Below are 16885 nucleotides of genomic sequence, written 5' to 3' on the forward strand. Positions count from 1 at the left end.
GAGACATGAATGAAAGCGATTGTTCTTGCTGGCGGCGCGGGGTCGCGCCTGTATCCTCTGACGCAAGTGTCCAGTAAGCAGCTCCAGGCTGTTTTCGACAAACCTATGATCTATTACCCTCTGACCGTCCTGATTGCTTCGGGTGTCAAGGAACTCTGCATCATATCAACGCCAGCAGACATACCCCGATACCAGCAACTGCTCCGAAACGGCGAACAATGGGGAGTGGCGATCCAGTACCGCGAGCAACCAAGGCCTGAAGGAATTGCGCAGGCATTTTTGATCGCCTCCGATTTCGTCGGTACCGATGATGTCATCCTAATGCTAGGTGACAACATTTTTTCCGGCGGGGACGATTTTCCCCGAGCGGTATCAAGTTTTACGGGGGGTGCGACGATATTTGCTTACCATGTCAAGGATCCAGAACGCTACGGCGTTGTGGAATTCGACAGAAACGGCAAAGCGATTTCCATTGAAGAGAAACCAAGCCACCCAAAAAGCAATTTTGCAGTACCCGGAGTGTATATCTACGACAACAGCGTGCTGGAGATTGCAAGAGCGGTCAAGCCGTCCGCGCGCGGCGAACTGGAGATTACCGCTGTCAATCTGGAATACCTTGAACGCGGCCAATTACAGGTGCGACGCCTGAGCCGTGGCTTCGCCTGGCTTGACGCCGGAACCAGCACTGCTCTGCATGAGGCGTCTAGCTATATCGAAGCGATCGAACGAAGACAGGGCGTAAAAATTGGTTGCCCGGAAGAGGCTGCCCTCGTAAGAGGCTTCCTCAGTATTGAGCAATTCGAAGGCCTGATAACTCGCATGCCAAAATGCGAATACAGCGAATACCTGCACAGTGTCTCCGAGGAATGGCACAGACTTCAAGGGGGAAGCAGTGAGCAATAAAATAGAATTCAACCGTCCTTTCATGACAGGGAAGGAACTCTATTACATTGCCGAAGCAAAGTTTGGAAACATGCTTGCCGGAGACGGCCCATTTACCAAAAGATGTCATGAGTGGCTTGAGCAAACAAGCGGCTGCAACAAGTCGCTACTAACTCACTCATGCACTGCGGCGCTCGAAATGGCGGCTCTGCTTCTCGACATTCAGCCGGGTGACGAGATCATAATGCCATCATACACTTTCGTCTCGACTGCAAACGCCTTCGTCCTGCGCGGCGGTGTCCCGGTATTCGTCGACATCCGTGAAGACACTCTGAATCTAGATGAAAGCTTGATTGAAGCGGCGATCACCCCGCGCACTCGCGCTATAGTCCCAGTTCACTACGCGGGCGTTGCATGCGAAATGGACACCATTATGCGCATCGCCAAACAACACGGTCTCAAGGTCGTAGAGGACGCGGCACAGGGCGTGATGGCCGCATATAAGGGGCGCCCGCTCGGCAGCATCGGCGATCTCGCGGCATACAGTTTTCACGAGACCAAGAATGTCATTTCTGGCGAAGGCGGAGCGCTATTGGTCAATGATCCTGCGCTGGCTCTGCGGGCCGAAATCATCCGTGAAAAAGGCACTGATCGCAGTCGTTTCTTCCGGGGTGAAGTTGACAAGTACACTTGGCAGGAAGTGGGCTCGTCCTTCCTGCCGGGGGAGTTGATCGCGGCCTTCTTGTGGGCGCAACTCGAAGAGTCAGAGCGCATTACAAAAGACCGTCTGGCGATCTGGCATTATTATCACGCGATCCTTGAGCCGCTCGAAACCGAGGGGCTGCTCCGTCGCCCTATCGTGCCTGATGATTGCCAGCATAATGCCCACATGTACTATGTACTGCTGCCGGAAGAGAGAGACCGTCAAAAGGTACTAGGTGAGCTGAAAAGCAACGGCATTTCGTCAGTCTTCCATTACGTCCCTCTTCATTCCTCGCCCGCAGGAAGACGATATGCGCGGATGTCAGGCGAGTTGCCGGTAACGACTTCGCAGTCAGAGCGTCTGATACGCTTGCCCTTGTGGGTAGGCCTGACGTTCGAGCAACAGAACCGCGTTGCGGCAGTTCTGGCTGACGCGCTGGAAGGATGGGCGGCGTAGTTTGTCATCCGCGCCTAACCTCAGCCCAAAATTCCGCGAACGAGCGGCTGTTCCTTATAGAGGCTGGATACGCAAGCTGCCATCCGCTGAATTTCCAAGGTTGTCAATCAGCATCCAAAATTCACCCCTTATCGGTGACCTTTGACCTGCCACTGAAGTTTCATCCAGCAGCGACTAGAGCTCCAGTGGTTTTGAACCGCCCCAGGATTCTGGACCACCGGAGGCTGGAGTTTTCCGGCTTCATTCAGGGAGGTGGGCTGGTTACGCCTCCCGGATTCATCAGTAAGATTGGCACCTTATTGCCGATGGCGCCATGTGGCCGAACCTCATTGTAGTCTCTGCGCCAATCCTCCATCTTTTCGCGGGCATCCGCAAGGGTCAGGAACCAATGCTGGTTCAGACATTCGGCTCGGAAGCGGCCGTTGAATGCTTCGATGAAGGCATTGTCCGTCGGCTTTCCCGGACGTGAGAAGTCCAAGGTCACACCCTTGGCATAGGCCCAAAGATCGAGATCGCGTGACACGAATTCCGTGCCCTGATCGACACGGATCGTCTTCGGATAACCGACCTGCCGGCATATCCGTTCCAAGGTTTGCACGACGTCTTCACCGCGATAGCTGTGACGCGGATCAAGCACCGGCACATAGCGGGAGAAGGTGTCGATCACCGTCAGAACCCGCAACTTCTTTCCGGTCGCCAGCTGGTCGTGAACGAAGTCCATGGCCCAGACATCATTCGGTCCAACCGCCATTTGCCGATCCTCCCGCAGTTTGGCTTTGACCCGGCGCTTTGGCGTTTTGTTCCGCAGTTGAAGGCCCAAGACCCTGTAAATCTTATAGGTTCGCTTGATGTTGGAGCCCCAACCCTCACGCTCTAAGAGCACATGCACCCGACGATAGCCGTAGCGCACTCGGGTTTCGCAGATCTCGCGAATACGACATTCCAGGCCGGCCTGATCGGCACGGCGAGAGGTGTAGTGGTAGCTTGAACGATCGAAGTTCAGCGCCCCACAGGCACGCCGGATCGAGATCGCCCAATCGCGGCACATGCCCTTCACCACCTCCCGCTTGCGAGCAGGCCTTAGAGCTTTCGGCGAATGACGTCCTGCAGCATCTCGCGGTCGAGTGTCTGATCCGCGACGATCTTTTTCAGCCGTGCGTTCTCGTCCTCGAGTTGCTTTAGCTTCTTCATCTCCGGCGGCAACATGCCGGCATACTTCTTCTTCCAATTGAAATAGGTCGCCTGGCTGATGCCCGCCTTGCGGCAGATCTCAGCAACCGAGACACCTTCATCACCTTGCTTCAGAATGAACGCCTTCTGCGCGTCCGAAAATTGCGATGCCTTCATCGTCTTCCGTTCCTTTCCCAGCGAGGAAAATGCACCGGAAAACTCTAACCAAAACTGGTCCAGTTTGAAGGGTTCAGATCAAATTCGAACGTGTCCGACTTGTAAGCCCGGCGAAACTCTGCGTCCCACGGATCGAAAAATTTCTCGCCCTTTGGAAGCGGCGGCTTCGCCGGCCGTTCATCTTCGTCTCGGTTTTGGTTTTTCGAATCGTTCATAGCCACCTTCTACCGAGGTGACGCGGATGCGTCGACCGTAAGCCGAACACGTTTTGTGGCTATGGATAAAATGTGTGATTGGCGGGATGCCGCCCACTCCGCGGGCGAAATGGCATGCCGCATCCAACTGAGTGTTGAAACTCCGCAATTGCCAAAGCTTGGATGGGTGTACATCGGATAGTGGAAATGCCCAGCGGCGGGTCGCGACGCCCGCCATTCCCTCAAACTCGCGTCGCGCTACATCGATTTTGTGGAGATAAGGTGGGAGGCCGAGATGGATCAGCGCAGCAGCCTGCGGGCGGTTATGATCGCAATGTTCCTGGTGGCGCTGTTCATCGTCGGAATTTACGCCGGTCAGCACATCGGACTTCTGCCGCGGATGTGATGCGAGGCGGGTCGCAAGGCCCGCCTCCTTTGGCCGTTTAATCCTTACGCCACCTAGGAAACGCGAATTACCTCGTTGGATAAAAGGAGCAGAAAACTGCCATCGTCGAGGCGCTCTGCAACGTCCCCTTCTTCGGTGACGTAGTCGGTCCTTGTATTTACGGACCGCCGAGAAGTCCGCATTTGTTCAATGACAGTATAATTTCGACCTTCAGCGTTTGAACAGCGGAAACGCTTCGTTTCAACGTAATTCATGTCCTTTGCCTCGGAGAACTGCACCTCATAAATATTTTGGCGACAAAGGCGTAGAGTCAAGAAGAGTGGTGTCGTGTTTTTCTCCGGCACGAATTCGGCCATGAACAGCGCGGTCCTAGGATGACGGCTTGATCCCCGGAGAAACCGATGGTCATCTACTGGTAATGAGGGCGCCGACGGCAGCACCAAGCGACGCACCGAAGGTAATGCCAATCACAGCGTCGTCAAAAATCATCAGGCCGAAGGCGGCGCCTATTCCAATTCCGATCGTTGCGCCCAGTGCCATGTGATTTCATCTGCAAAAAGACCGGTTGCGGGTCAGATGGCAGCACATTGCCTTAGTGGCATGGCCAAATCAGGGTGCGCCCCCGCTGATCCGTAAGCGCTGTCTCGCACATTGACGCGTTCTTCCGGTTTAGCGCTATCTGCCGGATGGTACTCTCGACGGCGTTCTTGCCGATCTCGATGCGACCATCGGCCAGCATGACGAAGCCAACACATGTCGAAATGGCATATGTTTATCACACGTGGCGTCCTTCTTCTTTTCGAGATGCCCGCTGCCGCTTAGCAAATGCGCTACACGCAAACCAAGCTACGTAGGTCATTAGAATGGCTAGCTGCTGCAACAAGATGGCGACGACGGCTATAAACTGGTCTAAATCGTCATAAGAGTCGTCCACAGTGGTGATATCTGGCGTGAACGTCATTCTGTCGCACACGTATAATGACAGAACGACCCAGATCACCGCCAAAAAATGCAATGTTTTCCGGCAATGTGGCCATCTCCGACCAGCGACTAAAGCCAAGATCGGAGCTGCGAAGTTGCTCGTAAGTATGATGGCGAACGCGAGTTCAGGCTTGATCATTGAAAATTGATCCTCCGCTGAATAGCTCAAGCTGTTACGCTATCAATCATCGCATTCCATGTCAGCGATATCGTCAGCCAACACCGCAGCGTGCTCCGACAGAACAGCAGCCACATTGTCGAGAAGCATCGCCAATTCGGGATCGCTCACGAAAAGCTGCTCCTGCCTAACTTTCAACTTCCCGATATAGAATTGTGGATATGCAGTGAACCAGTCATCTGCTCGAGGCTTGCCATGCTGATGCTCCATTTAGTGTTCGCGAGTCCACAAGTATAGTGCGGCTCAGGCAATCCCATCAACATCGCCATCTTCGTCCAGCTCGTGCACTGGCAGATAGGTGTTCTTCTCCATCCACTCTCGAACGATAAACCTGATCATGTCATTGCGCGTCTTGCCAAGCTCGCCCGCCAGGTCGCGCAAGGCGTCTTCGACATCATCCTCCATCGAGACGCCGCCGGCATCGCGTAGCCGTAGAGCGGCGCGACGAAGCATGATCTGAAGATCCGCTCGCGAGATATCTGCGATCCGATCGGCGGCGTCTTCGAGGAGGGTGGCGGTGTCATCCTTTACCAAGCTGCAATCCTTACTTTGATCAGCTTCATGTTGGGCCGGCCCATGGCATCAGCCTGGCGCTATTGAAGGGCGCCGCTTTCCGCGAACGCCCGAGCGACGGGTTCGAAATACTCATTTGGCGGAAACGAGTTCAGTTTGATCAAATGTTTCCGCAGAGCATCGAACTCAGAATATGCCACTTTGCGCTCCAAAGCTTCGTTGGCGAGGGCGTCCATGGCGTCACAGACGGACTCTACGGCCGCTTTATGAGCGTCAGCCACAGATTCGTGGAAAGGTGGGGGCTTGACCTAACATAAAGCCACGCATTTTCACGAGCATAAGCCGAGAGCGCTCGGATCGATCTTGCGATCGCCATATCCTTCTATTCGGATCAATCACTCGTGTCCCTTTCCGCGGTAGGTTGTAGGGATTCCTGCAGCCTCATGGCACCGCGCAAGCGTCTCCAGCCATGCTGCTAACCCCGCCGGCACTTCAGTATTGCCAGCTTCCAGCGCTTCCACCCACGAGAGGTCGCATTGCAGCGCACTGGCAAGGTTTATTGGCGTCCAGCGGATGTGGAGAAGGCATTCGGTGAAACGAGCAGGGGTCATGGTAGGCTCCAATTCGTGGTACGCCACAAAGTGGCACCACTCGCGTCCATGTCAATCACACCGCGGCGGCTTGGTCCAAAATGATCCGGTCGGCTTTTCCCGTAGAACTTCTTCAAGCCTAAACGGCATCCCCGTTGGACATGTCTCCAAGGCGCGCCATAGAAAATGCGCGTCACCATCGTAACCGGAGAAGATGATGTCTGAACTTGATGATCTCTTGAGGCAAAAGGCGGAACTTGAAACCAGAATTCAGGAGGTCATGGCAGGCCAGATAGATCGGCTTAAACTAGAATTTGCCGATCTCGCCTATAAGCTTCGTGAAATCGGAGGGCTGCCGAACGCAGTCGAGTCCGTGTTCACCGACAAGGCCGGAACGTTCAATTCCTACCGTGTGATGCGTGTGAAGAAGGCGTAGGCAATCCCAACAGCCGACGTATTTAACTTTGACGCCGGCATACTATGCGAAGAATGCGGCGACCGCTGAGCGTATGAGAGCCAGGATGGCTCGCCTCTGCGTAACTCCCGCAGGCACAAGGTATGGACGGAGATCGAAGACGATTTCTGTCGTCTTCTGTATTTTGACCACTTCGCGCTGCGCCAAATACTCAGACATCGAACGGCGCGGGTAATTCAAGCACGCTGCTGCAAGCTTGGATTTGGGCGGAAATATCACCGCTGGGGCCCATTAGAACGGCAGAAGCTTCGAAAGTTGTATCCCGAGGCTTCTCGGGAAGAGATATGCGCCACGTTTCCCGACATCCCCTGGGAAAACATCCAAGCCGCTGCTCGCTATTATGGTTATCGGCGAAAAAAGAAGCGATACGTCATAACGGGCATCGCAGCCAATGATCAGGTTCGAGCTTTTTGCTACGATCTGGGGTGGACAATGCGGGACCTGGATGAGGAAAGCGGCACAGGCCGCTACTTTCAGAGAAACGGCAGCAGGCGCAAGTATCCAGATTTCAAGGCGATAAGCAAAGCCGTCAAGGCGCTCGGGGGCATCCTCGAAGTCCGTTGGCAAGAGGAATGATGGCTCAGGGGTGTCAGCGTCGCATGTTGCATTCCATGTCGCTTGGATTCGCCGCTACCTAATTGAAACGCTTGGAAATCAACGCAAGCAGATGTAACACGCTTGCGACATGGGACTGGCTCGATCGAGTGGGCTGATCGCTCACTAACTAACTGAAATTGTCGAAGAAATTGATTGGCTGGGGAACCTGGATTCGAACCAAGATTAACGGAGTCAGAGTCCGTCGTTCTACCATTGAACTATTCCCCAGCATAAGCGAACCGGCTGGCGGTCGGCTGGTGTGCGCGCTTATAACCAAAAGCCGGGGGATTGCAAATAGCTGTTTTAAAAAAAATCCGTGCTGCCGCGGAAAGGTGAAACCGCTGCAAATCCCTTGGTCCAAAAAAGAATTTGGCGATTTCGGCGGGCGCTGATATTCTTGCCGCAACGCAAAAATCGAATGAGCGCCTGCTGCATATCCCAGGACTTGCGCGGCGCGATGGAAAAATAACGTGGAAGACCCCGAAGGCGGCGCAAAGCCGCAATTTGACGGGGCGTCGGCGGCAGGGCGCAAGGACGGCAAGAAGTCCAGGCGCCGCAAGGGCAAGCGTGGCGGGCAATCCCGCAACGCGGCTCATCCCGCTTCGCATGAGCCTTCCGGCGGTGCCGGACAGCCTGCGCGCCCGATGGAAGATGCAGCCGGGAATCCGGCCCGCAAGCGCAAGCGTCGCCGTCGTGGAGGCCATGGCGCCGTGCAGGACGGTTCACCTCTCCCCCAGGCAATGGAACAGACGGCAGCGGCAGGCAATGCTGTCCGCTCCGATAGCGATTCAACGCCGAGCCGTCGTAACCGCCGCAAGCACCGCGGCAAGCGCGGTCTGCAGGGCCGGCCGCTGACACCGGCAAAACCATCAGGTGCCCCGCAGCAGGAACGCCGCGCAGAAGAAGCGGTGCTCAGGGTCGAACTGCGTGAAACACTGAATGGCGCAAGCGCCAACCGCAGGGGCCGCCCGGAAAGCCATTCCCATTCCGGGCATCAGGGGGATCGTCAGGCCGCCGGCGAGCATGTATGGCCGGAGGAGCTCTACGCCGCCCTCGATCTCGGCACCAACAATTGCCGTCTCCTCATTGCCCAGCCTACCCGTCCGGGTCAATTCCGCGTCGTCGATGCTTTTTCCCGCATCGTGCGCCTCGGCGAAGGCCTTGCGGCCAGCGGCCGTCTGTCGGACGAGGCGATGGAGAGGGCGATCGAGGCGCTGAGGATCTGCGCCTCCAAGCTCAGGAGCCGGCAGATCCGCCGCATGCGGCTGATCGCCACCGAAGCCTGCCGCCAGGCCGTCAATGGCGAGGACTTCCTCAGCCGGGTCGTTGCCGAAACCGGCCTCGAGCTCGAGATCATCGATCGGGAGACAGAGGCGCGGCTCGCCGTCTCCGGCTGCTCGTCGCTGGTCGGTCGTGAGACGCGCTCCGTCGTGCTTTTCGATATCGGCGGCGGCTCTTCGGAGATCGCTGTCATCCGCATCGGCGACAATCGCTTCAGCCGCCTTGCCAATCACATCACCCACTGGACCTCGTTGCCGGTCGGCGTCGTAACGCTGTCGGAGCGCCATGGTGGGCACGACGTCACGCCGGAGGCTTTCGAAGGCATGGTGCGCGAAGTCGAAGGCATGCTTGGAGGCTTCGATTGCCCGGAGATCGAGGTCGCCCAGACCGGCGACTTTCATCTGATTGGCACATCGGGGACGGTCACGACGCTTGCCGGTGTGCATCTCGACCTGCCGCGTTATGACCGGCGCAAGGTCGATGGCATCTGGCTGTCCGACGATGAGGTCTCCGCCATGCAGGCAAAGCTTCTCTCCTGGGATTTCGCAAGCCGCGCCGCCAATCCCTGCATCGGGCCTGATAGGGCCGATCTGGTGCTCGCCGGCTGCGCCATTCTCGAGGCGATCCGCCGCCGCTGGCCGAGCCCGCGCATGCGCGTTGCCGATCGTGGCTTGAGGGAAGGCTTGCTCACCGACATGATGGCCGATGATGGCGTGTGGCGGCGCAATCGCAACCGCCGCGGCCAGCGCGTGAGATCGTGAGATAAGGAATAGGCATGACCAAGGCACCGATCGCGGGAAACCGCACCGGCCGCAAGCTCGGCCAGCGCGTCAAGAACAAGAAGATGAAGGCCTCTTCCCGCCAATGGCTGGAGCGCCACATCAACGATCCCTATGTGCAGCGCGCCCAGCTCGAAGGCTATCGCGCCCGAGCCGCCTTCAAGCTGCTGGAGATCGACGAGAAACATCATATCCTGCGTGGCGCCAGGCGCATCATTGACCTCGGCGCTGCCCCCGGCAGCTGGTCGCAGATCGCCGCCAAGGTCACCGGCTCGACAGATGATGATATTCGTGTGGCTGCGATCGATTTCCTTGAAATGACCCAGCTGCCGGGGGTCAAGATCCTGCAACTCGATTTCCTCGATCCGACTGCGCCGGAAAAGCTGCTGGAGGCCGTCGGCGGCACACCCGACCTTGTCATCTCGGACATGGCAGCACCCACCACCGGCCACCACCGCACCGACCATCTGCGCACCATGCATCTCTGCGAAGTCGCGGCCCATTTCGCCGTCGAAGTGCTGGGGGAAGGCGGGCACTTCCTCACCAAGACCTTTCAGGGCGGCACCGAGCGTGAGCTGCTCGCCATGCTCAAGCAGAACTTCCGCCAGGTCGTCCATGTCAAGCCGAACTCGTCGCGCGCCGAATCGGTCGAGATGTTCCTGCTGGCCAAGGGGTTCAAGGGGCGCAAGGCCGAAGGCGAAGCAGAAGAAGCTTGATCTTCAGGCCGATCCTGACGGATGATGGCGATCGACTGCATAATTCCTTAAATCGGGATCGATTTAAGGATAAGATAGGCAGCAATGGAAAGCGTTGCCGCGTCCTTTGCGTGTCCGAAAGGACGCGCGGCGCTGTGAGGATTTGAACCGCTGATCCCATGCTTCTTTACGTCACGCTCGGAACCAACGACCTTTATCGCGCAGGGCATTTTTACGATGCCGTGCTATCTCCCCTCGGCTATCGCCGCCAACGCTCTTCCGAAGAGGAAATCGGCTATTCCGCCGAGGGCGATACGCGCTGCCGCTTTTGGGTGGTGACGCCGTTCAATCACCGCCGGGCGACCTCAGGCAATGGCGCCATGGTCGCGCTGGCAGCCGAAACGCGGGCCGATGTCGATGCCTTCCATGCGGCGGCGATCGCGGCAGGCGCCGTGGATGAGGGTGAGCCCGGCCTGCGCTCCTACCACGCCCATTTCTATGCCGCCTATATCCGTGATCTCGACGGCAACAAGCTCTCTGCCGTCTGCGAAAGCCCGGACTAGCGGCTGCCTATTTCACTGCCTGCTGTTCGGCTTCAACCGTTGCCGCCTTTATTGCCTTCGAGCGGTGGCCGGAAACGATTGCGCCGGCATTGCGGTCCATCCGAATGAAGGGAATGGTCGCAATCACTGTGAGCCCGGCAATGATGTAGAAGGCGAGGTGGAAATCGGCCACTTGCAGCGCTTCGCCGCGGAAGTAGATCGAGCTCTCCAGGATCGCGGCGGCGACCGCTACACCGAGCGCCAGGCTGACCTGCTGCATCACCGAGCTCATCGATGTCGCCTGGCTGGCTTCCGCATCTTCGATATCGGCGAAGGCAAGCGCATTGACGCCGGTGAACATGAAGGAGCGGGAGAAGCCGCCGAGCAGCAGCACGCCGATGATGACGAGATGCGGCGTTGACGGCGTGAACAGGCCGGTGACGACAGTCACCAGGGTCGTTACCATGGCCGCGCCGAGAAGCGTCGTGCGGAACCCGGCGGCTGCGAAGACGCGTTTCGCCATGAACTTGGTGGTGATTGCCCCGATGGCGCCTGCAAAGGTGATGAGGCCGGATTGAAACGGCGTCAGCCCGAAGCCGAGTTGGAGCATCAGCGGCGTCAGGAAGGGCATGGCACCGACGCAAATGCGAAAGAGCATACCGCCCAAGGTGGAGGCCCGGAAGGTCGGGTTCTTGAACAGGTTGAGGTTGAGGATCGGCGCCGGATGTCGCTTGGCATGGCGCACGTAAAGGACGCCGCAGATGAGGCCGATCAAGGTGGCGGTGACGCCGATGATCGGCGGCAGGGCCGGCAGACTGACCACCGACAGGCCGAAGACGACGCCCGCGGCCGAAAGCGAAGTCAGCACGAAGCCGGTGACATCGAGCCGCGGCGGCGCCGTCGCTTCCACCTCCGGCAGAAAGATCGTCGCAAGCCAGATGCCGATGATGCCGACCGGCACGTTGATCAGGAAGATCCAGTGCCAGCTGAAATAGGTGGTGATGAAGCCGCCGAGCGGCGGGCCGGTGAGCGGGCCCACAAGCGCGGGGATGGTGAGCAGCGCCATGGCCGAGACCAGGTCGCTGCGCTGCGTCGTGCGCACCAGCACGAGGCGGCCGACCGGCGTCATCATCGCGCCGCCCATGCCCTGCAGGAAGCGGGCAAATACGAATTCGACGAGGTTGGACGAAATTGCGCAGAAGATCGAGCCGATGACGAAGACCGAGATGGCAAGGCGAAAGATCTTCTTGGCGCCGAACCTGTCGGCCATCCAGCCGCTGACCGGGATGAACACCGCAAGCGCCACCATGTAGGAGGTCAGCGCCAGCTTCAGGGTGATCGGCCCGACATTGAGATCCCTAGCGATCGCCGGCAGCGCCGTCGCAATGACGGTCGAATCCATCTGTTCCATGAAAAGGGCGACGGCAAGGATCAGCGGCACGATGCGATTCATAGGCGGGAGCCTTGAGGGGCGCGGATGGGAGGTGGGAAGGCCCGTGCTGTTTAGTCCCACTTCCCCGTTCTGCCAATCCCCCAATCCGGGTCCCAATTCGGGTCGATGACACGTTTGCTTCACGTCTGCGTGAGACGGCTTGCCCGCCAACGTCGGCTTTCAACATTGACATATGTTTACCTAGCCGGGGCAACAAATCCGGCCGGAAACGTCATCGGGGCCGAGCGGCGGCACACCGCACGTCATGGGAGAATGGATATATGACAATTTCGACGCGAATGAAGCGGCGCGCGCTTTTTGCCGCAGGCCTTGGCTTGGCTGCGGCGCCGGCAATTTTTAGAGACAAGGCCGAAGCGGCTGCGACTGGAGACAACAGAAATATGGATGGAACGCCTTTGCCCGAAATCGATCAATTCAAGCTCGGTTCCTATAAGTTCACCGTCGTCCGCGACGGGATCAACATCTCAGAAAAGCCCTACGAAACCTTCGGCACCAATCAGGATCCCGAAACCGTCAAGGCGTTGCTCTCCGCAAATTTCCTGCCGGCCGACAAGTTCCTGAACGGCTACACGCCGGCTCTCATCGATACCGGTTCGGATGTCATCCTCGTCGATACCGGCTTCGGTGCGAGCGGTCGCGCGCGCGGCGCCGGCCAGCTTGCCGAAGGCCTGAAGGCGGCGGGGTATTCGGCCGAGGATGTCACCATCGTAGCGCTCACCCACCTGCACGGAGATCATATCGGCGGCCTGATGGAAAATGGCGCGGCTGCCTTCAAGAATGCCCGCTATATCGTCGGCCAGGCGGAATATGATTTCTGGTCGGACAAGGCACGTGAGGGCACACCTGCCGAGGGCGGCCACAAGGCGGTGCTCGCCAATGTCGTGCCGCTCGCGGAGAAGACCACTTTTATTAAGGACGGTGATAGCGTCGCGCCGGGCATGACGGCGGTGCTGGCAGCGGGCCACAGCCCGGGGCATATGGTGTTCCACGTCGAATCTGAGGGTAAGCGCCTGGTGCTCGCTGGCGACACGGCCAACCACTATATCCTCTCGCTGCTGCGCCCGGATTGGGAAGTGCGCTTCGATATGGATAAGGCGCAGGCGGCGGCCAGCCGCCGCAAGGTTTTCGACATGATCGCGACCGACAAGATCGCCTTCCTTGGCTATCATATGCCGTTCCCAGCTGTCGGCTTCGCTGAGAAGCAGGATGGCGGCTATCGCTTCGTGCCGAAGACCTATCAATTCGACATCTGAGCGAGATGTATGGCTGCCATGACGAGCCCGGCGGGCATGCCGGGCTTTTTTGCTATTTCCTTCCTGTCATAGACGTGTTACCAGCCCTCGCCAACTTCCAAGCAACCCAATGCAGACCGCTGGGGCGGACGATTCGTTTCCGGACAGGGTCGCATTTCTATTAAATGAAGGAATTTGGCCATGGCACGCATCATTGAAACGGCAACAGGCGCAGACGCGCTTACCTTCGACGACGTGCTGCTGCAGCCGGGACATTCCGAGGTCATGCCCGGCCAGACGAATATCTCCACCCGCATCGCCCGGGATTTCGAACTCAACATCCCGATCATCTCATCAGCCATGGATACCGTCACCGAGAGCCGACTGGCGATCGCCATGGCCCAGGCCGGCGGCCTCGGCGTCATTCATCGCAACCTGACGCCGATCGAGCAGGCCGAGCAGGTCCGGCAAGTGAAGAAGTTTGAAAGCGGCATGGTCGTCAATCCGGTGACGATCGGCCCCGATGCGACGCTTGCCGATGCGCTCGGGCTCATGAAGTCCTACAGCATTTCCGGCATCCCTGTCGTGGAGCAGTCCGGCCGCCTCGTCGGGATCCTGACCAACCGCGACGTCCGCTTCGCTTCCGACCCGGAACAGAAGATCCATGAATTGATGACCAAGGACAATCTGGTCACCGTCAAGGAAAACGTCGATCAGCAGGAGGCCAAGCGCCTGCTGCATTCGCACCGCATCGAGAAGCTGCTGGTGGTCGATACCGAAGGCCGCTGTGTCGGCCTCATCACCGTCAAGGACATCGAGAAGTCGCAGCTGAACCCGAACGCTTCCAAGGATGCACAGGGCAGGCTTCGCGCTGCTGCCGCGATCAGCGTCGGCGATGACGGCTTCGAGCGCGCCGAGCGGCTGATCGAGGCCGGCGTCGACCTTCTGGTCGTCGATACCGCCCACGGCCATTCGCAGCGCGTCCTCGATGCCGTCGCCCGCGTCAAGAAGCTTTCCAACTCGGTGCGCATCATGGCCGGCAATGTCGCCACCTATGACGGCACCAGGGCGCTGATCGATGCCGGCGCGGACGCCGTCAAGGTTGGCATCGGTCCGGGTTCGATCTGCACGACGCGCATCGTTGCCGGCGTCGGCGTTCCCCAGCTCGCCGCCATCATGTCGGCGGTGCAGGCCGCGAATGACCAGGACGTGCCCGTTATTGCCGATGGCGGCATCAAGTTCTCCGGCGATCTTGCCAAGGCGATCGCTGCCGGCGCTTCCGCCGTCATGATCGGCTCGCTGCTTGCCGGCACCGATGAGAGCCCGGGCGAGGTCTATCTCTACCAGGGACGCTCCTTCAAGGCCTATCGCGGTATGGGCTCCGTCGGCGCCATGGCTCGCGGCTCGGCCGACCGTTACTTCCAGGCCGAAGTGCGCGACACGCTGAAGCTCGTGCCTGAGGGTATCGAAGGTCAGGTGCCGTACAAGGGGCCGGTCTCGGGCGTCATCCACCAGCTCGCCGGCGGCCTCAAGGCGGCCATGGGCTATGTCGGCGGCAAGGACCTCAAGGATTTCCAGGAGCGGGCGACTTTCGTGCGCATCTCCGGTGCCGGTCTTCGCGAAAGCCACGCCCATGACGTGACGATCACCCGCGAGAGCCCGAACTATCCGGGCGCCGGCCTCTGATCATGAAGGCGGGCAGCGGGATTCCTCTCTGGATCGTCGCGCTGCTCGCAGCCCTTTGCCTTGCCGTGCTCGCCTGGACGACCTTCGGCTTCGTCGTTCCCTTCAAGCACGAAACCGGCCAGGCGGTGCTCGATACCTATTTCGCCGGTTACGACGAGTCGGCGGTCTTCCACATGCAGCAGCTGCTCGATGAGAACGAGACGGCGACCAGGCTGCTGCGCGCCATGTATTTCGGGCCGGAGCTGATCTTTCCGGCATTGCTGACGGCGCTGCTGTTCCTCGCCTTCCTCACGCTCGGTCCTGTCGGTTCGTGGTTCGGCCAATCGGTGCATCCGGTCATTAGCAAGGCGGTCTACCTGCTGCCGTTCATCTACGGCATCGCCGACTATGGCGAGAATATCTCGAGCCTCATCGCATTCGGCAACGGCGCGTATGCAGGTCTTGCAACGTACCTGCTGCCCTGGATGACGCGATTGAAATTCGCAAGCCTCGCCATCTGCTTCATCGTCGCCGCCCGGCTCGCCGTCATGCGCTGGCTCTCTTCGCGCCAGGACTGAGGCGCCGTATTCCATCCAGCTCCCCTTTCAGCTAATGCTCGCGTCGAAAGCGGAAGCCGAAAGGAAACGACCAACATATGACCGGCTATCAAATCTTCTGGCCACTCCTCGCCCATGTGGCCCTGGTCTATGGTCTTTATGCGCTTCTGGGCATGCGTCGCGCCAGGATGGTCCGCGCCGGCAGCATCGCGAAATCGGATTACCGCGAAAACCGTGGCGAGCCGGCCGAAAGCCTGGTCGTCAAGAACTGCCTCGCCAACCAGTTCGAACTGCCTGTGCTCTTCTACGCCTGCTGCGTTCTTCTTTATATCACGGACGCCGATAATATCGTCACCGTCGGGCTTGCCTGGGGCTTCGTTGCCCTGCGCTACGCTCATGCCGTCATCCACGTCACGAGCAACGACCTGCGCTATCGCAGTCCGATCTTCGCCGCCGGCTATCTGGTGCTCGCCGCCATGTGGGTTTGGCTCGCCGCGTGGATGGCAATGGGGTGAGAGGCGGCACGCGGGCCTGTTTGTGCCGGTTGTGAGGCGACAATTCCGCAGCCTGAAATCGCGATAAAACCCGCTTTTTCCAGTCGTTAAAATGCGAACGTTTTCATTTACCGCCGATGAAGACCCGCATGTCATATCGGCTCGAAGCGCTGGCTGGCATATGCCTTCCGCCGCGAACAAAAAGAATGGGAACGACATGGGCGCGGAAAGCATGGATCGGATCGGCTTGCGCAGGAAGCCGAAGCAGGAGCGCAGCATCCAGAGGCTGGACCTCATTCTCGCTGCCGCCGCCAAGATCATCGCCGAAAAGGGCGTCAGCGCCATGCGGATGACGGAACTCGCCATTGCCGCCAAAGTGCCGATCGGTTCGGTTTACCAGTATTTCCCGGAGAAGGCGGCAATCGTCAAAGCCCTTTTCGACCAGCACGCCTCGGCGATCCAGGCGAAGACGGCGGCGATGTTTACCGACGTCCAGTCACTCGACCAGGCGCTGGACCGCGTCTGCGCCATCATCGACTGGTATTACGAGTCCTACCACAACGATCCTGTCTATCTCGGCGTCTGGATGGGAACGGAGACCGATCAGGATCTGTTGCAGCTGAATATCGAACATAGCAGCCGCGTCGCCGGTGTCTTCCATGACGCCGTGCGCCAGCTGGCTCCCGACCTTTGCGACGAAGACATGTATGCGCGCACTTACCTGTTCAGCCACCTGATCGGCGCCGTCATCCGGCTTGCCGCCGTCAGCGAGGAGGCCCTGGCGCGGCGCATGCTCGATGAATGGAAGCGCGTCATTCGCGCCTCCCTTTTCGCCACCACGGTACAGCGCGCTGCCTGAGAGCTC

The 16885-nt window shown here is 58.8% G+C and carries 19 protein-coding genes, 1 tRNA gene and 1 pseudogene; 12 read left to right on the top strand and 9 right to left on the bottom strand.

The window, feature by feature from the left end; all coding sequences use genetic code 11:
- Positions 1-9: 9 nt before the first annotated feature.
- Positions 10-903 (top strand): glucose-1-phosphate thymidylyltransferase RfbA, encoded by an 894-nt coding sequence (gene rfbA, locus RlegSU303_RS02295; RefSeq protein ID WP_094086684.1) that lies wholly within the window; start codon positions 10-12, stop codon positions 901-903.
- Positions 893-2041 (top strand): dTDP-4-amino-4,6-dideoxygalactose transaminase, encoded by a 1149-nt coding sequence (gene rffA / locus RlegSU303_RS02300; RefSeq protein ID WP_082933909.1) that lies wholly within the window; start codon positions 893-895, stop codon positions 2039-2041. The genes rfbA and rffA overlap by 11 nt, the downstream gene beginning before the upstream one ends.
- A gap of 244 nt (positions 2042-2285) precedes the next feature.
- Here the strand turns inward: rffA and RlegSU303_RS02305 are convergent.
- From RlegSU303_RS02305 to RlegSU303_RS02325, 7 genes and pseudogenes are all read right to left on the bottom strand, one after another.
- Positions 2286-3388 (bottom strand): IS3 family transposase gene (locus RlegSU303_RS02305; RefSeq protein ID WP_231283409.1). Its coding sequence is split into 2 segments (ribosomal slippage): positions 2286-3127 and positions 3127-3388, totalling 1104 coding nucleotides; the frame shifts between segments, so codons are not numbered across the junction.
- Positions 3389-3432: 44 nt separating this feature from the next.
- Positions 3433-3603, bottom strand: coding sequence for a hypothetical protein (locus RlegSU303_RS02310; protein ID WP_231283410.1), 171 nt, complete (start codon positions 3601-3603; stop codon positions 3433-3435).
- 438 nt (positions 3604-4041) lie between these two features.
- Complete coding sequence (locus RlegSU303_RS02315; protein ID WP_231283411.1) at positions 4042-4344, bottom strand: hypothetical protein; 303 nt, start codon at positions 4342-4344, stop codon at positions 4042-4044.
- Positions 4345-4393: 49 nt separating this feature from the next.
- Positions 4394-4528, bottom strand: a complete 135-nt coding sequence (locus tag RlegSU303_RS34175) for a hypothetical protein (protein WP_011650582.1) — start codon at positions 4526-4528, stop codon at positions 4394-4396.
- 115 nt (positions 4529-4643) lie between these two features.
- Positions 4644-4724: pseudogene (locus RlegSU303_RS34460) on the bottom strand (hypothetical protein); the annotation flags it as partial.
- A gap of 666 nt (positions 4725-5390) precedes the next feature.
- Complete coding sequence (locus RlegSU303_RS02320; protein ID WP_094086682.1) at positions 5391-5681, bottom strand: ribbon-helix-helix protein, CopG family; 291 nt, start codon at positions 5679-5681, stop codon at positions 5391-5393.
- Between the two features lie 374 nt (positions 5682-6055).
- Positions 6056-6271, bottom strand: coding sequence for a hypothetical protein (locus RlegSU303_RS02325; protein WP_094086681.1), 216 nt, complete (start codon positions 6269-6271; stop codon positions 6056-6058).
- Positions 6272-6467: 196 nt separating this feature from the next.
- Between RlegSU303_RS02325 and RlegSU303_RS02330 the strand changes: the two genes are divergently transcribed.
- Complete coding sequence (locus RlegSU303_RS02330; protein ID WP_026157258.1) at positions 6468-6686, top strand: hypothetical protein; 219 nt, start codon at positions 6468-6470, stop codon at positions 6684-6686.
- Positions 6687-6980: 294 nt separating this feature from the next.
- Positions 6981-7301 carry a hypothetical protein gene (locus tag RlegSU303_RS02335; RefSeq protein ID WP_231283412.1) on the top strand — a complete coding sequence of 107 codons (321 nt, stop codon included), beginning with the start codon at positions 6981-6983 and terminating at the stop codon, positions 7299-7301.
- Positions 7302-7476: 175 nt separating this feature from the next.
- On the opposite strand, the gene RlegSU303_RS02340 is transcribed toward RlegSU303_RS02335, so the two are convergent.
- Positions 7477-7550: transfer RNA gene (locus RlegSU303_RS02340), tRNA-Gln, on the bottom strand.
- Positions 7551-7792: 242 nt separating this feature from the next.
- Here RlegSU303_RS02340 and RlegSU303_RS02345 point away from each other — a divergent pair.
- From RlegSU303_RS02345 to RlegSU303_RS02355, 3 genes are all read left to right on the top strand, one after another.
- Positions 7793-9364 (top strand): Ppx/GppA phosphatase family protein, encoded by a 1572-nt coding sequence (locus RlegSU303_RS02345; RefSeq protein WP_168292744.1) that lies wholly within the window; start codon positions 7793-7795, stop codon positions 9362-9364.
- Between the two features lie 14 nt (positions 9365-9378).
- Complete coding sequence (locus RlegSU303_RS02350; RefSeq protein ID WP_017959110.1) at positions 9379-10098, top strand: RlmE family RNA methyltransferase; 720 nt, start codon at positions 9379-9381, stop codon at positions 10096-10098.
- 158 nt (positions 10099-10256) lie between these two features.
- Complete coding sequence (locus tag RlegSU303_RS02355) at positions 10257-10640, top strand: VOC family protein (protein ID WP_020048594.1); 384 nt, start codon at positions 10257-10259, stop codon at positions 10638-10640.
- Positions 10641-10647: 7 nt separating this feature from the next.
- Here the strand turns inward: RlegSU303_RS02355 and RlegSU303_RS02360 are convergent, their stop codons facing one another.
- Positions 10648-12072 carry a DHA2 family efflux MFS transporter permease subunit gene (locus RlegSU303_RS02360; protein ID WP_131718751.1) on the bottom strand — a complete coding sequence of 475 codons (1425 nt, stop codon included), beginning with the start codon at positions 12070-12072 and terminating at the stop codon, positions 10648-10650.
- A gap of 260 nt (positions 12073-12332) precedes the next feature.
- Here RlegSU303_RS02360 and RlegSU303_RS02365 point away from each other — a divergent pair, with 260 nt between their 5' ends.
- From RlegSU303_RS02365 to RlegSU303_RS02385, 5 genes are all read left to right on the top strand, one after another.
- Positions 12333-13325: an MBL fold metallo-hydrolase gene (locus RlegSU303_RS02365; RefSeq protein ID WP_231283413.1), complete on the top strand. Its 993-nt coding sequence runs from the start codon at positions 12333-12335 to the stop codon at positions 13323-13325.
- A gap of 180 nt (positions 13326-13505) precedes the next feature.
- Positions 13506-14990, top strand: a complete 1485-nt coding sequence (guaB, locus tag RlegSU303_RS02370; RefSeq protein ID WP_131619274.1) for an IMP dehydrogenase — start codon at positions 13506-13508, stop codon at positions 14988-14990.
- 2 nt (positions 14991-14992) lie between these two features.
- On the top strand, positions 14993-15547 hold the full coding sequence (locus RlegSU303_RS02375; RefSeq protein WP_231283414.1) for a hypothetical protein: 555 nt from the start codon (positions 14993-14995) through the stop codon (positions 15545-15547).
- A 77-nt stretch (positions 15548-15624) separates the two neighbouring features.
- Positions 15625-16041 (top strand): MAPEG family protein, encoded by a 417-nt coding sequence (locus RlegSU303_RS02380; protein ID WP_017959115.1) that lies wholly within the window; start codon positions 15625-15627, stop codon positions 16039-16041.
- Positions 16042-16237: 196 nt separating this feature from the next.
- Positions 16238-16879 (top strand): TetR family transcriptional regulator, encoded by a 642-nt coding sequence (locus RlegSU303_RS02385; protein WP_026158539.1) that lies wholly within the window; start codon positions 16238-16240, stop codon positions 16877-16879.
- Positions 16880-16885: the final 6 nt, after the last annotated feature.

The organism is Rhizobium sp. SU303 (assembly GCF_021052345.1).
Taxonomy (GTDB): Bacteria; Pseudomonadota; Alphaproteobacteria; order Rhizobiales; family Rhizobiaceae; genus Rhizobium; species Rhizobium laguerreae.